Here is a 12,140-nt window from a genome sequence, read left to right on the forward strand (position 1 = left end):
GGATGTCCTTTGCCCGGGGCCGCTCAGTCGGAGAGCGAGAGCGGCTGGTCCGGTTCGATCGTTAACTGGTGGAGAGTCTGTTGCCGCAGCCGTTCGGCGGTCGGCGCGTCGGTCTCGACGACGGCCGTGTGCGGCGGCCCGGAAGAGGGGCCGATAATGTCGACCAATTGCACGCCTGGTTCGGCGCCAAGGGTCGCGAGAAACGTCGCGAGCGCGTTGTCATCGTTGGCGGCGCGCACAATGTAGCGGCCGAGCGTGGGAGGCAGGGATGCCGGCATGGAGAGGCTCCTGAATGCCGGTCTGCCGCTGGCGCATGCCCGCGGCAGACCGGCGCACATCGTTAGGCAATAGGCGTTACGCGTTGCGGATCAAGCGTTCGGCGCCTGGTTTAGTGCACGGTTTGCTGGCCGCCGTAAGGCATCTGCTGGCCGCCATATGGCATTTGCTGGCCACCGAACTGCTGGCCCAGTGGTTGCTGGCCGAACTGCTGCTGGCCGAACTGTTGCTGGCTGTAGGGATCGACCCCGAGCGGCACGTAGCGGCCCAGCTGGCTGGCGACGTTGCCGATCGCGGCGCCCAGGCCCTGGTTGCCGAGCTGCTCGCCGATGAAGCCGCCGACCGGACGAGCGTATTGGGTGATGGCATTGCTGAGCCAGCCTTGCGGGGCGATCTGGCCGCCTTGCTGGCCGCCTTGCTGGGCGACTTGCTGTTGCAGCACCGCTTGTTGCTGCTGGACTTGCTGCAGCGTTTGCTGCAGTTGCTGTTGCAGCACTTGCAGCTGCTGCAGCTGGACCAGTGGCGACGACGCTTGCTGGCCTTGTTGCTGGCCTTGGGCGTCAGCCCCGAACGGCACATAGCGCCCGAAGCTGGAGCCTTCGCTGATGATGTTCCCCAGGGTGCGGTTGCCGGTCAGGTTGCCGATGAGGGAGCCGGCCGGCTTGCCGATCGTGCTGATCAGGTTGCCGAAGAAGCCGCCTTGCGGGGTCAACTGGCCTTGCTGCTGTTGCATCTGCTGCATCTGCTGCAATTGCTGGAGCTGCTGCAGTTCTTGCAGTTGTTGCGGGTCCAGTTGCGCGCCGAGGCCGCCCGACGGATCGGCCGACAACGGCGAAAAACGACCCAGGAAGCCGCCGGCCGTCTCGCCGATGCGGCCGCCCAGGCCGGAATTGTTGAACAGGCCGCCGATGCCGCGGCCGATCAGGCCGCCCAGTGGCGCGCCGAACATGCTGCCCAGCGATTGCGGTGCAAACTGCTGTGGTCCGAATTGTTGTGGGTAGCCTGCTTGTTGATACTCGTTCATGGTAACTCCTCCAGGTAGTCGGCCGTATCGCGGCGGGCAGAAAGCGGGTTGGCGCTCGCCACGGTCGGCCGTGTTCACATTGTTCGCGCCACCGCAATACCGATGGAGCGAGGCGAAGGGCAGGAAAGGCTGCCATCGAGGCCGCCTTCCCTGCAGGTAGGCGTTCGACCGGGCGTCGATAGCGAAGTTTTTGCCTCCTGGAGATCGAGGCGCACTTCGGTTTTGGTCATTGCGATAACGCAGACGCGCGCCAGAAACACCCCAGTTTCTTCGCGGATTGCACTGTGCTCATGGATATTTCGTCGGATGGCGTTAGAATGGCGGCCCCTGCCACCGCGGCCTGACGGGCACACTGTTTACCCATGTTCCAGAATTTTTCCGCGCCGTCGCTGGCCATCTTTTGCAAGGTCGTCGACAATTACGGCGACATCGGCATCTGCTGGCGCCTGGCGCGCCAGTTGCGCCACGAACACGGGGCGGCGGTCACGCTGTGGGTGGACGACCTGGCGAGCTTTCGCCGCATCTGTCCGCAAGTCGATCCGGGCGCCGCGGCGCAGGCGGTGCAGGGCGTCGCCGTACGCCACTGGCGCGGCCAGGACGGCCTGTATGGCGTCGGCGACATCCCCGACGTCGTGATCGAGTTCTTCGGCTGCGAGCTGCCGCCGGCCTGGGTCGAGGCGATGGCGGCGCGCACGCCGCGTCCGGTATGGATCAACTACGAAGGCTTGACGGCCGAGGAGTGGGTCGAGGGCTGCCACCGGCTGCCGTCGATGCATCCACGGCTGAAGCTGACCAAGCACTTCTACTTCCCCGGCTTTAACGAGCGCACCGGCGGCCTGCTGTGCGAGGCCGGCCTCGACGCGCGCCGCCGCGCCTTCCAGCGCGATCCGGCCCAGGCCGCCGCCTTCCTGGCGCGCTTCGGGGTGGGAGCAGGGGAGGCGGCCCGGCGCAAGGTGTCGCTGTTCTGCTATCCCGAGGCGCCGGTGGACGGCATGTTCGGGGCCTGGCGCGAGGCGGCGCAGCCGACGCTGTGCCTGGTGCCGGAAGGCGTGGCGCGGGCTCAGGTCGAGGCTTTCCTCGGCGGCGCGGCGGTGGCCGGCGCGGGCGCCACCCGCGGCGCCCTGACGGTGAAAGTGCTGCCCTTCGTGCCGCAGGACGACTACGACCTGCTGCTGTGGTCCTGCGACCTGAACTTCGTGCGCGGCGAGGATTCCTGGGTGCGCGCCCAGTGGGCGGGGCGCCCCTTCGTCTGGCACATCTACCCGCAGGACGAGCAGCTGCACCACAAGAAGCTGCGCGCCTTCCTGCAGGCCTATGCGCCGGCGCTGCCGGCGCTGGACGCTTTCATGCTCGGCTGGAACGGGGCGCGCGAGGTCGTCGACTGGCGGGGCGCCTGGGCCGCGCTGGAAGCCGAGCTGCCGCGTATCGCGCAGCAGGCCGAAGCCTGGCGCGACCAGGTCACCGCCCATGGCGATTTGGCGACGAAGCTGCTCGATTTCGTGCGCGAGCTGGGGCAGGCACCTGAAAACCGAGTATAATGCCCGGTTAGTTTCTAACGGATTCCGACGATCAAACGCAGGTTCCGAGGCGCTCAGTCACCAGCCCGCGATGATTTAATGCAACTATCTTTTTACGTAAAATACCTATGAAACCCGCAAAAGAAATTCGTGTTGGTAACATCATCATGGTTGATGAGAAGCCATTCATCGTGCTGCGTTCCGACGTCAACGGCTCGAGCCGCACCGGCTTCACCTACAAGTGGAAGATGAAGAATCTTCTGACCAACGCTCCGCTGGAAAACGTGTTCCGCGGCGACGACAAGTTCGACGTGGTCGTGCTGGACAAGAAGCCGGTCACCTACTCGTACTTCGCCGACCCGCTGTACGTCTTCATGGACGAAGAGTACAACCAGTACGAAATCGAAGAAGAGAACCTGGGCGACGCGCTGCACTACCTGAAAGACGGTATGGAATGCGAAGCCGTGTTCTACGACGGCAAGGCCATCTCGGTCGAACTGCCGACCATCATCGCACGCCAGATCGTGTACTCGGAGCCAGCCGTCAAGGGCAACACCTCGGGCAACGTCCTGAAGGAAGCCAAGCTGGAGAACGCGATCGAAGCCCACCAGCACACCATCATGGTGCCGCTGTTCGTGAGCCAGGACGACACGATCGAAATCGACACCCGTACCAACGAGTACAAGAAAGTCGTGCGTAACTAAGCACCGGCTGGTCAAGAAAAAACGCTGCCTCGGCAGCGTTTTTTTTCGTCCATGCGGGCCAGCGACGCGCGCTGGCCTGCCGCCCTCAACGCCGCAGCTGCGACAGGTCGCGCACCGCGCCGCGGTCGGCCGACGTCGTCAGCGCCGCATACGCCTGCAGCGCCTGCGACACGTAGCGCTCGCGGTCGACCGGTTGCCACGCATCCTGGCCGCGCGCCTCCATCGCCGCGCGCCGGTGCGCCAGCTCTTCGGCCGTCACGCGCAGGTCGATCGTGCGCGCCGGGATGTCGATGTCGATCAGGTCGCCTTCTTCCACCAGCCCGATGGCGCCGCCTTCCGCCGCTTCCGGCGAGGCGTGGCCGATCACCAGGCCCGACGAGCCGCCCGAGAAGCGTCCGTCGGTGAACAACGCGCAGGCCTTGCCCAGGCCCTTCGACTTGATGTACGAGGTCGGGTACAGCATCTCCTGCATGCCCGGTCCGCCTTTCGGGCCTTCGTAGCGGATGATGACCACGTCGCCCGCATGCACCGTGTCGCCCAGGATCGCTTCCACCGCCGCGTCCTGGCTCTCGAACACGCGCGCCTTGCCCGAGAACTTCAGGATGCTTTCGTCCACGCCGGCGGTTTTGACGATGCAGCCCTTCTCCGCGATGTTGCCGTACAGGACCGCCAGGCCGCCGTCCTGCGAGTAGGCGTGCGCGCGGTCGCGGATGCAGCCGCTGGTGCGGTCGAGGTCGTTCTGTTCGTAGCGCTCCGATTGCGAGAACGCCACCTGGGTCGGCACGCCGCCCGGCGCCGCGCGGAACCAGCGGTGCACGTCGGGATCGTCGCTGCGCTTGATGTCGTATTTCTCGATCGCGGCGCCGATGCTGGGGCTGTGCACGGTCGGCAGCGAGGTGTCGAGCAGGCCCGCGCGCGCCAGTTCGCCCAGGATCGCGGTGATGCCGCCGGCGCGATGGACGTCCTCGATGTGGAATTTATCGGTCATCGGCGCGACCTTGCACAGGCAGGGCACCTGGCGCGAGATGCGGTCGATGTCGGCCATCGTGAACTCGACTTGCGCCTCGTGCGCGGCGGCCAGCAGGTGCAGCACGGTATTGGTCGAGCCGCCCATCGAGACGTCGAGCGCCATCGCGTTCTCGAACGCGGCCTTGGTGGCGATCGAGCGCGGCAGCACCGAATAATCGTCGCCCTCGTAATGGCGTTTCGCCAGTTCCACGATCAGGCGCCCGGCGCGCAGGAACAGCTCCTTGCGGTCGGCATGGGTGGCGACGATGGTGCCGTTGCCCGGCAAGGACAGCCCGAGCGCCTCGGTGAGGCAGTTCATCGAGTTGGCGGTGAACATGCCGGAACACGAGCCGCAGGTCGGGCAGGCCGAGCGTTCCACTTCCGCCACCTCGGCGTCGGACACGCTGGCGTCGCCGGCCTTGATCATGGCGTCGATCAGGTCGAGCTTGATCACCTTGCGGTCGTTGTTGACGACCTTGACCACCTTGCCGGCTTCCATCGGGCCGCCCGAGACGAACACGGTCGGGATGTTCAGGCGCATCGCCGCCATCAGCATGCCGGGCGTGATCTTGTCGCAGTTCGAGATGCATACCATGGCGTCGGCGCAGTGGGCATTGACCATGTACTCGACCGAGTCGGCGATCAGGTCGCGCGAGGGCAGCGAGTACAGCATGCCGCCATGGCCCATGGCGATGCCGTCGTCGACCGCGATCGTGTTGAATTCCTTGGCCACGCCGCCGGCCGCTTCGATCTCGCGCGCGACCAGCTGGCCCAGGTCTTTCAGGTGCACATGGCCGGGCACGAACTGGGTGAAGGAATTGACGACGGCGATGATCGGCTTCTCGAAGTCGTCGTCCTTCATGCCGGTGGCGCGCCACAGGGCGCGGGCTCCGGCCATATTGCGGCCCTGGGTGGTGGTGCGAGAACGGTAAGTCGGCATGGGGTGCTCCTGCGATGCAAAAAACAATGATGGCATCAGGGTGAAGGGTGGAGCTGGATTTGTCCAATATATGATCGTCTAGGCTGTAAGTGGTTCTGCGTATCACACAACCCTGCGAACCCGGCCATCATGCTGCTATGCTATTGCTTTGTTATACATGGAGTGGCGGGGCATGGAGCGCAGGGATTTTGTACGACTGGGTTTGGCGGCCGCGGCGGCGGGAACATCTGGCGTGACACTGGCGGCGCCCGCGCAAAAGCCGCCCGCGTCGAAATTCGCACCCGATCCGATGCTCGAAGCCGGCGTGCAGCGCCAGCAGCAGGCCATGCGCGCCGGCAAGCTGACGGCGCACGGCCTCGCCACGCGTTACCTGGCCCGCATCGAGGCCGTCGACCGCGCCGGCCCGCGCCTGCGTTCGGTGATCGAGCTGAACCCCGACGCCCTCGCCATCGCCCGCGAGCGCGACCGCGAGCGCAAGGCCGGCAAGCTGCGCGGCCCGCTGCACGGCATCCCGGTGCTCCTGAAGGACAATATCGCCACCGGCGACAAGATGTGCACCACCGCCGGATCGCTGGCGCTGGACGGCGTGCGCGCCGCGCGCGACGCCCACCTGGTCGCGCGGCTGCGCACTGCCGGGGCCGTCATCCTCGGCAAGACCAATCTGTCGGAATGGGCGAACATGCGCTCGGTGCGCTCGACCAGCGGCTGGAGCGCGCGCGGCGGCCAGACCCGCAACCCGTATGCGCTCGACCGCAACACCAGCGGTTCCAGTTCCGGCTCGGCGGCGGCGATGGCGGCCAGCCTGGCCACGCTGGCGGTGGGCACCGAGACCGACGGCTCGATCGTCTCGCCCAGTTCCAGCTGCGGCATCGTCGGCATCAAGCCGACGCTGGGCCTGGTCAGCCGCGCCGGCATCATCCCGATCGCGCACTCGCAGGACACGGCCGGCCCGATGACGCGCAGCGTGGCCGACGCCGCCTTCCTGCTGGGCGCGCTGGCCGGTCCCGATCCGCAAGACGGCGTCACCGCCAAGGCGCCGCGCGTCAACTATGCGAGCTTCCTGCGCAAGGACGGCCTGCGCGGCAAGCGCCTGGGCGTGGCGCGCGACTTCTTCGGCGCCAACGACGGCGTGAACGCGCTGATCGAGAAAGAGCTGAGCCTGCTGCGCGAGCAGGGCGCGATCCTGGAAGACGTCACGATCCCCAACAGCGACAAGTACGACGAGACCGAGCTGACGGTGCTGCTGCACGAATTCCGGCCCGACCTCGAGGCCTGGCTGGCGGCCTATGCGCCGCACGCGCCGGTCAAGACCATGGCCGACATCATCGAGTTCAACCTGCGCAACGCCAGGCGCGAGATGCCGCACTTCGGCCAGGAACACCTGATCGCGGCCCAGTCGAAGGGCGGCCTGGAGGCGCGCGACTACGTGAAGGCGCTGGCCAACAACCGGCGCTATGCGCGCGACAAGGGACTGGAGCAGGTGCTGCGCGACCGCAAGCTCGACGCCCTGGTGGCGCCGACCGGCGGACCGGCCTGGCTCACCGACTACATCAACGGCGACCATTACGGCGCCAGCTTTTCGTCGCCGGCGGCGGTGGCCGGGTATCCGCACGTCACGGTGCCGGCCGGCCTGCTGCACGGGCTGCCGGTCGGCCTGTCCTTCGTCGGCAAGGCCTGGAGCGAGCCGGCGCTGATCGCGATGGCCTATGCCTACGAACAGGCCGGCCGGCGCCGTCGCGCGCCGACCTATGCGGCGCACATCAGGGTATGACGCCTAGCGCCTGGCCGCCTGCTGCGCCTGCGCGAACACGGGCCCCCATTGCGGGTGCCCATGCTCGCCGGGACCGAGATCGAAGGAAGGGTCGAGCTTGAAGGCGCGGTCGAAAGTCTGGCGGCACAGCGCCTGGCGGCCCGTCACGCAATAGCTGAAGGCGGTGTATTTGAGGGCGGTCAGCCGCTCGCGCTGGCCGGCGCCGTTCATGTCGCCGCCGTTCAGGCGCCGGATCGCGCCGTCGTAGTCGCCCTTGTCATACAGGGCGATGCCTTCGCGCAGCGCGACGTCGTCGCGCCTGGACGCCGGCGTGGCGGGCCGGTTCGCCTGCTGCGCGCGCTGGGCGCGCGGCTTGCCCCCGTCCGCGCGGGGATGCGGTCGCGCCTTCTCCTGGCCGCCGAACATGGGGCCGAACTGGGCGCAGCCCGCCAACGTGGCTGCGGCCAGCGCGGCCAGCGCGGCCGTCCGGCTCATGGTGACGATGCTCACTGTGCTCTCTCCTCGGTGAAATCAAGTTCGATCGTGCCCGACTGGCCTTCCACCGAGTGCACGGTGACGGTGTGTTCCGGGAAGCTCGGGTTGACGATGCGGATCGTATGCTCGCCCGGCGGCAGCGTGATGCGCCTGAGCGGCGGGCTGGCGCCGCGCTCGACGCCGTCGACGACGATCGTGCCCCAGGGCTTGACCGCCAGGGTATACGTGGTGCCGGCGACCGCCGCCTCGGGCGGCGTGCCCTTGGGCGCCAGCTGGACCGCGGTGGGCGGCACCACCGCGTCGGGCGCGGGCGGCGCGGCGAGCGGCGCGCCGGACGCCGTTTCGTCGATCACCGGGCCTTCCAGCCGGGCCTCGGGCGCCTGCGGCAGCGTCACCAGCGGCGCCTCGGAAGCGTTGTAGGGGTCTTCGAGGGCGGGCGGCACGGACAGGGCCAGCGCATCGCTGGAATCGGCCTGGCGCAGCAGCGCGAACAGGGCGAGCAGGGCCCCGACGACGACCAGCGCGACGATGCCGATGAGCAGCCAGCGCCGCGGGCGTTGGGTGGCCGCAGGGGACGCGGCCGGATCGGGCGCGGAGCGGGTCCGGGGCACGTGGACCGGCGCAGGCGGTGGAGCGAACGAGGGCGCGGGCGCGATGGTTTGCTCCACGGCGGGCTCGACGGCGGGCGCTGCCGGCGGCGCCGGCGCGGCCTCGTCTTCATCGGGCGGCAGCGGCGCGGCGTCGTCGAACGGTGGTGGCGGTGGTGGCGCGAGCACCACAATGCCCAGCAGTTCGCGCATCTGTTCGATGGTGCGCGGCCGCGCGGCCGGGTCGGGCGCCAGGCAGCGGTCGATGGCCTCGATGAAGGACTCGCTGTACTCGCCGAGCGGGCGGCCGCGCAGCGGCGTGGTGGGCGCGAGGTCGAGCGTGACGGCGTAGTGGACCACGGCCGCCAGGTCGTGCACGTCGCGCGCCTCGATCTCGGGCAGCGCGTCGGGATCGGGTTCTTCGTCCGAGCTGGGCAACAGCATGGGATCGCCCGAATCGAGGATGAGCAGGGTGTCGGGCGTGATCACGCGGTGCGGCATGCGCATGCCGTATTGCACCTCGAGCGATTGCAGCACCTGGCGCACGATACGGCGGCACCAGGCTTCGCTGACCATCTCGTGATTGTGCTCGACGATTTCGCGGACGGTACGGCCGTCGAGTTGCTGTGCTGCGGTGTCGGGACTCATCATGGCATCGTGGCGGACGCTGGAACGGCGTCCGGTGAATGTTTATTTGTTGCAAATGATGCCAGATTTGCGCCAGGAATGGCGCTGCCCCGCTCAACCGTGCGCGCCAGTTACAAATGCAGGCGCGGGGCGGCGCTTCAGACTTCCACGAAGCGCATCTTGAACCAGCGTCCCTTGATGGCGCCGAAGCCGGGACCGGGCGCGGCGCCTTCGCCCAGGCGTGCGACCGCGGCCGCCGCCACGCTGCGTTCCAGCGCCACATAGCTGCTGAACTCGCCGATGCTGATCTTGCCGACCTGTTCGCGCGTCAGGCCGGCGTCGCCCGTGAGAGCGCCCAGCAGGTCGCCCGGGCGCAGCTTGGCCTTCTTGCCGCCGGCCACGCACAGGGTGACCATCGGCGCCGGCGCGGCCGGTTCCTGGTGTTCGCCCAGGGCGTCGAGGCTTTCCCAGATCGCTTCCTGGTGTTGATACTCCTCGATCAGGCGCACCCACTTCTTTTCGTTCGGCGCCACCAGCGTGTGCGCCATGCCGCTCGCGCCGGCGCGGCCGGTGCGGCCGACCCGGTGCACGTGGACCTCGGGGTCGCGCGAGACGTCGACGTTGATCACGGTGTCGAGGTCGGCGATGTCGAGGCCGCGCGCGGCGACGTCGGTGGCCACCAGCACCGAGCAGCTGCGGTTACTGAACAGCACCAGGATCTCGTCGCGTTCCTGCTGTTCCAGTTCGCCGTACAGCGCCAGCGCCGAGAAGCCCTGGGCCTGCAGGCTGTCGGCCAGTTCGCGGCAGCGCGCCTTGGTATTGCAGAAGGCGAGGGCCGACACCGGACGCTGCGCCTTGAGCAGGCGGCCGACCGCTTCCTCGCGGCCTTCGAAGCCGATTTCGTAGAAGCGCTGGTCGATCGCCTCCAGGCTGTGCTGGCCCTCGACCTTCACTTCGAGCGGATCGCGCAGAAAACCGGCGGTGGCGAAGCGGATGTCGTCCGGGTAAGTGGCCGAGAACAGCAGGGTCTGGCGATGGACCGGCGTGGCCGAGACGATGCCCGCGATCTCGTCATAGAAACCCATGTCGGTCATGCGGTCGGCTTCGTCGAGCACCAGGGTCTGCACCTTCGACAGGTTGAGCGTGGCGCGGCCGAGGTGGTCGCGGATGCGGCCCGGGGTGCCGACCACGATGTGGGCGCCATGCTCGAGCGAGGCGATCTGCGGACGCATCGACACGCCGCCGGTCAGGGTCAGGATCTTGACGTTGCCGACGCCGCGCGCCAGGCGCCGCAATTCGCCCGCGACCTGGTCGGCCAGTTCGCGCGTCGGGCACAGCACCAGGCCCTGCACCGCGAACCAGGCCGGATTGAGCTTGTTCAGGATGCCGATGCCGAAGGCCGCGGTCTTGCCGCTGCCGGTCTTGGCCTGGGCGATCAGGTCGCGTCCCGCCAGCACCGACGGCAGGGTCTCGGCCTGCACTTGCGTCATGTGGTGGTAGCCGAGCGTGGCCAGGTTGGCGAGGAAACGCGGTTCGAGGGACAGCGAGGTGAACGAGTCGGATTGCATGGCTAAGCCTCCAGCCGGCAGGGCCGGGCTATTCGGGATCGGGCGCCCAGACCGGCAGGCCGGTCAGGTCGAGTTTGTCGTCGCGCTTCCAGACGGGCAGGCCGGTGGTGTCGGTTTCTTCGAGCAGGTGAAGCTGCTCTTGCTTGAGCGCGATGCGGCGCGGACGAGGACCGGTGCGTTTGGGCGTCGATTGTTGCTCGGGATTGGAGCCAGCCAGCGGAACGAGCGGCGCGGCCGGCTCGAAGCCCGGCAGGTCGAACGTTGCGTTGTCTTTCTTGTCTCTCATCCTCTGCCCTCTGCATTTTTCTGCCGCAGAAAACAAAAGCCCGGCTCGTTGAGTCGGGCTTCGTATTGAATTTGGTTGCGGGGACAGGATTTGAACCTGTGACCTTCGGGTTATGAGCCCGACGAGCTGCCAGACTGCTCCACCCCGCGTCTGAGAACGATAGTATAGCGCCTTCAACCGGTATTTGCAATGCGGGTCTGCCAAACGGCCCCGCAGCTCAGCCGGCGCTGCGCAGGCGCCACAGCGACGTGACTTCCTTCGATCGCGCCGCATGCAGCGGATCATCCGGATCGTTCGCACGCGCGTGCACCGGGCGCGTATCGTGGCGCGCGGCGACTTCCAGCCCCGCGTCCGCGATCCAGCCCAGCAGTTGCTCGCGGCTGCGCAGGTCCAGGTGTTCGGCGAAATCCGACATGATCAGCCAGCCTTCGCCGCCGGGTTCCAGGTGCTCGTTCAGTCCGCCCAGGAAGCCGCGCAGCATGCGGCTGTCGGGATCGTAGATCGCGTATTCGATCGCCGAACTCGGCTTGCCGGGCAGCCAGGGCGGATTGCAGACCACCAGCGGCGCGCGGCCTTGCGGGAACAGGTCGGCCTGGACCACCTCGACCTGCGTGGCCAGGCCGAGGCGCGAGACGTTCTCGCGCGCGCAGCCGAGGGCGCGCGCGTCCATGTCGGTGGCGACCACCCGCAGGCCGCGCCGCGCCAGCACGGCGGACAGCACGCCGGTGCCGGCGCCGATGTCGAACGCCGTTTTCGCGCCAGGGGGCAGCGGCGCCTGCGCCACCAGCTCGACGTATTCGCCGCGCACCGGCGAAAACACGCCATACCAGGGGTGGATGCGGTCGTCGAGCGCGGGAATCATGACGCCCTTGCGGCGCCACTCGTGGGCGCCGATCACGCCCAGCAGTTCGCGCAGCGACGCAATATATGGTTCAGGCGATTGGCCATAGGCTTCCAGGCAGGCCAGGCGCGCATCCGGCGCGCGCCGGAGCGGGATGCCGTGGTCGGCCTCGAACGGGATCAATAGCATCGCCAATGTGCGCGCGCGCTGGAGCTGGCTCAGGCGGTGGCGGTGGAAGGCTTCCGTCGGCGTGGCCGGCGCCCTGGGCTTGGCGCGGCGGCCGCGTTCGCCCTTGTGCTCGATGCGGCGCACCAGCGCCTGCAGCAGCTGGCGCGCATTCTGGAAGTCGCCGCGCCAGAGCAGGGCGGTGCCGTCCAGCGCGAGGCGGTAGGCGGCGTCGGCGCTCATGGTGTCGTCGGCCAGCACCACCTTCCTGGGCGCCGGCCAGCCGCTCTCGGAGCGCCACAGCGCCGAGCGCGTCTCGCCGCTTTCCTCCCATTCGATGCGCGTCGTCATA

The 12,140-nt window shown here is 67.9% G+C and carries 11 protein-coding genes and 1 tRNA gene; 3 read left to right on the forward strand and 9 right to left on the reverse strand.

Annotation, left to right across the window (positions count from 1 at the left end; translation table 11 throughout):
• Positions 1 to 23: 23 nt before the first annotated feature.
• Both ABIB42_RS19320 and ABIB42_RS19325 read right to left on the reverse strand, forming a co-directional pair.
• Positions 24 to 278 carry a hypothetical protein gene (locus tag ABIB42_RS19320; protein ID WP_005666724.1) on the reverse strand — a complete coding sequence of 85 codons (255 nt, stop codon included), beginning with the start codon at positions 276 to 278 and terminating at the stop codon, positions 24 to 26.
• Positions 279 to 388: 110 nt separating this feature from the next.
• Positions 389 to 1,300 carry a hypothetical protein gene (locus ABIB42_RS19325; RefSeq protein ID WP_005666725.1) on the reverse strand — a complete coding sequence of 304 codons (912 nt, stop codon included), beginning with the start codon at positions 1,298 to 1,300 and terminating at the stop codon, positions 389 to 391.
• Positions 1,301 to 1,662: 362 nt separating this feature from the next.
• On the opposite strand from ABIB42_RS19325, the gene earP reads away from it, so the two are divergent.
• Positions 1,663 to 2,838 carry an elongation factor P maturation arginine rhamnosyltransferase EarP gene (gene earP / locus ABIB42_RS19330; protein ID WP_429248836.1) on the forward strand — a complete coding sequence of 392 codons (1,176 nt, stop codon included), beginning with the start codon at positions 1,663 to 1,665 and terminating at the stop codon, positions 2,836 to 2,838.
• A gap of 107 nt (positions 2,839 to 2,945) precedes the next feature.
• Positions 2,946 to 3,521, forward strand: a complete 576-nt coding sequence (locus ABIB42_RS19335; RefSeq protein ID WP_005666727.1) for an elongation factor P — start codon at positions 2,946 to 2,948, stop codon at positions 3,519 to 3,521.
• Between the two features lie 85 nt (positions 3,522 to 3,606).
• Here ABIB42_RS19335 and ilvD read toward each other — a convergent pair whose 3' ends face one another.
• Entirely contained in the window at positions 3,607 to 5,469 is a 1,863-nt protein-coding gene (gene ilvD, locus ABIB42_RS19340; RefSeq protein WP_429248837.1) for a dihydroxy-acid dehydratase, read from the reverse strand.
• 172 nt (positions 5,470 to 5,641) lie between these two features.
• On the opposite strand from ilvD, the gene ABIB42_RS19345 reads away from it, so the two are divergent.
• A complete protein-coding gene (locus ABIB42_RS19345) occupies positions 5,642 to 7,240 on the forward strand; it encodes an amidase (protein ID WP_429248838.1) in 1,599 nt (532 codons plus the stop codon).
• A 3-nt stretch (positions 7,241 to 7,243) separates the two neighbouring features.
• Here ABIB42_RS19345 and ABIB42_RS19350 read toward each other — a convergent pair whose 3' ends face one another.
• From ABIB42_RS19350 to ABIB42_RS19375, 6 genes are all read right to left on the reverse strand, one after another.
• Positions 7,244 to 7,729, reverse strand: a complete 486-nt coding sequence (locus tag ABIB42_RS19350) for a TssQ family T6SS-associated lipoprotein (protein WP_429248839.1) — start codon at positions 7,727 to 7,729, stop codon at positions 7,244 to 7,246.
• On the reverse strand, positions 7,726 to 8,952 hold the full coding sequence (locus ABIB42_RS19355) for a hypothetical protein (protein WP_429248840.1): 1,227 nt from the start codon (positions 8,950 to 8,952) through the stop codon (positions 7,726 to 7,728). Before ABIB42_RS19355 ends, ABIB42_RS19350 begins: the two co-directional genes overlap by 4 nt.
• Positions 8,953 to 9,086: 134 nt before the next feature.
• Positions 9,087 to 10,496, reverse strand: a complete 1,410-nt coding sequence (gene dbpA, locus ABIB42_RS19360) for an ATP-dependent RNA helicase DbpA (protein ID WP_429248841.1) — start codon at positions 10,494 to 10,496, stop codon at positions 9,087 to 9,089.
• A gap of 28 nt (positions 10,497 to 10,524) precedes the next feature.
• A complete protein-coding gene (locus ABIB42_RS19365; protein WP_005666738.1) occupies positions 10,525 to 10,782 on the reverse strand; it encodes a hypothetical protein in 258 nt (85 codons plus the stop codon).
• A 72-nt stretch (positions 10,783 to 10,854) separates the two neighbouring features.
• A tRNA-Met gene (locus ABIB42_RS19370) sits at positions 10,855 to 10,931 on the reverse strand.
• A gap of 68 nt (positions 10,932 to 10,999) precedes the next feature.
• A complete protein-coding gene (locus ABIB42_RS19375) occupies positions 11,000 to 12,139 on the reverse strand; it encodes a methyltransferase (protein WP_429248842.1) in 1,140 nt (379 codons plus the stop codon).
• Between the last annotated feature and the right edge of the window lies 1 nt (position 12,140).

The organism is Massilia sp. UYP32, from assembly GCF_050434365.1.
GTDB lineage: Bacteria > Pseudomonadota > Gammaproteobacteria > Burkholderiales > Burkholderiaceae_D > Telluria > Telluria timonae.

Excerpts from the sequence above, each read along its gene's own strand:
- ABIB42_RS19320 (WP_005666724.1), bottom strand. The coding sequence starts at position 278 with ATGCCGGCATCCCTGCCTCCCACGCTCGGCCGCTACATTGTGCGCGCC.
- ABIB42_RS19325 (WP_005666725.1), bottom strand. The coding sequence starts at position 1,300 with ATGAACGAGTATCAACAAGCAGGCTACCCACAACAATTCGGACCACAG.
- earP (WP_429248836.1), top strand. The coding sequence starts at position 1,663 with ATGTTCCAGAATTTTTCCGCGCCGTCGCTGGCCATCTTTTGCAAGGTC.
- ABIB42_RS19335 (WP_005666727.1), top strand. The coding sequence starts at position 2,946 with ATGAAACCCGCAAAAGAAATTCGTGTTGGTAACATCATCATGGTTGAT.
- ilvD (WP_429248837.1), bottom strand. The coding sequence starts at position 5,469 with ATGCCGACTTACCGTTCTCGCACCACCACCCAGGGCCGCAATATGGCC.
- ABIB42_RS19345 (WP_429248838.1), top strand. The coding sequence starts at position 5,642 with ATGGAGCGCAGGGATTTTGTACGACTGGGTTTGGCGGCCGCGGCGGCG.
- ABIB42_RS19355 (WP_429248840.1), bottom strand. The coding sequence starts at position 8,952 with ATGATGAGTCCCGACACCGCAGCACAGCAACTCGACGGCCGTACCGTC.
- dbpA (WP_429248841.1), bottom strand. The coding sequence starts at position 10,496 with ATGCAATCCGACTCGTTCACCTCGCTGTCCCTCGAACCGCGTTTCCTC.
- ABIB42_RS19365 (WP_005666738.1), bottom strand. The coding sequence starts at position 10,782 with ATGAGAGACAAGAAAGACAACGCAACGTTCGACCTGCCGGGCTTCGAG.
- ABIB42_RS19375 (WP_429248842.1), bottom strand. The coding sequence starts at position 12,139 with ATGACGACGCGCATCGAATGGGAGGAAAGCGGCGAGACGCGCTCGGCG.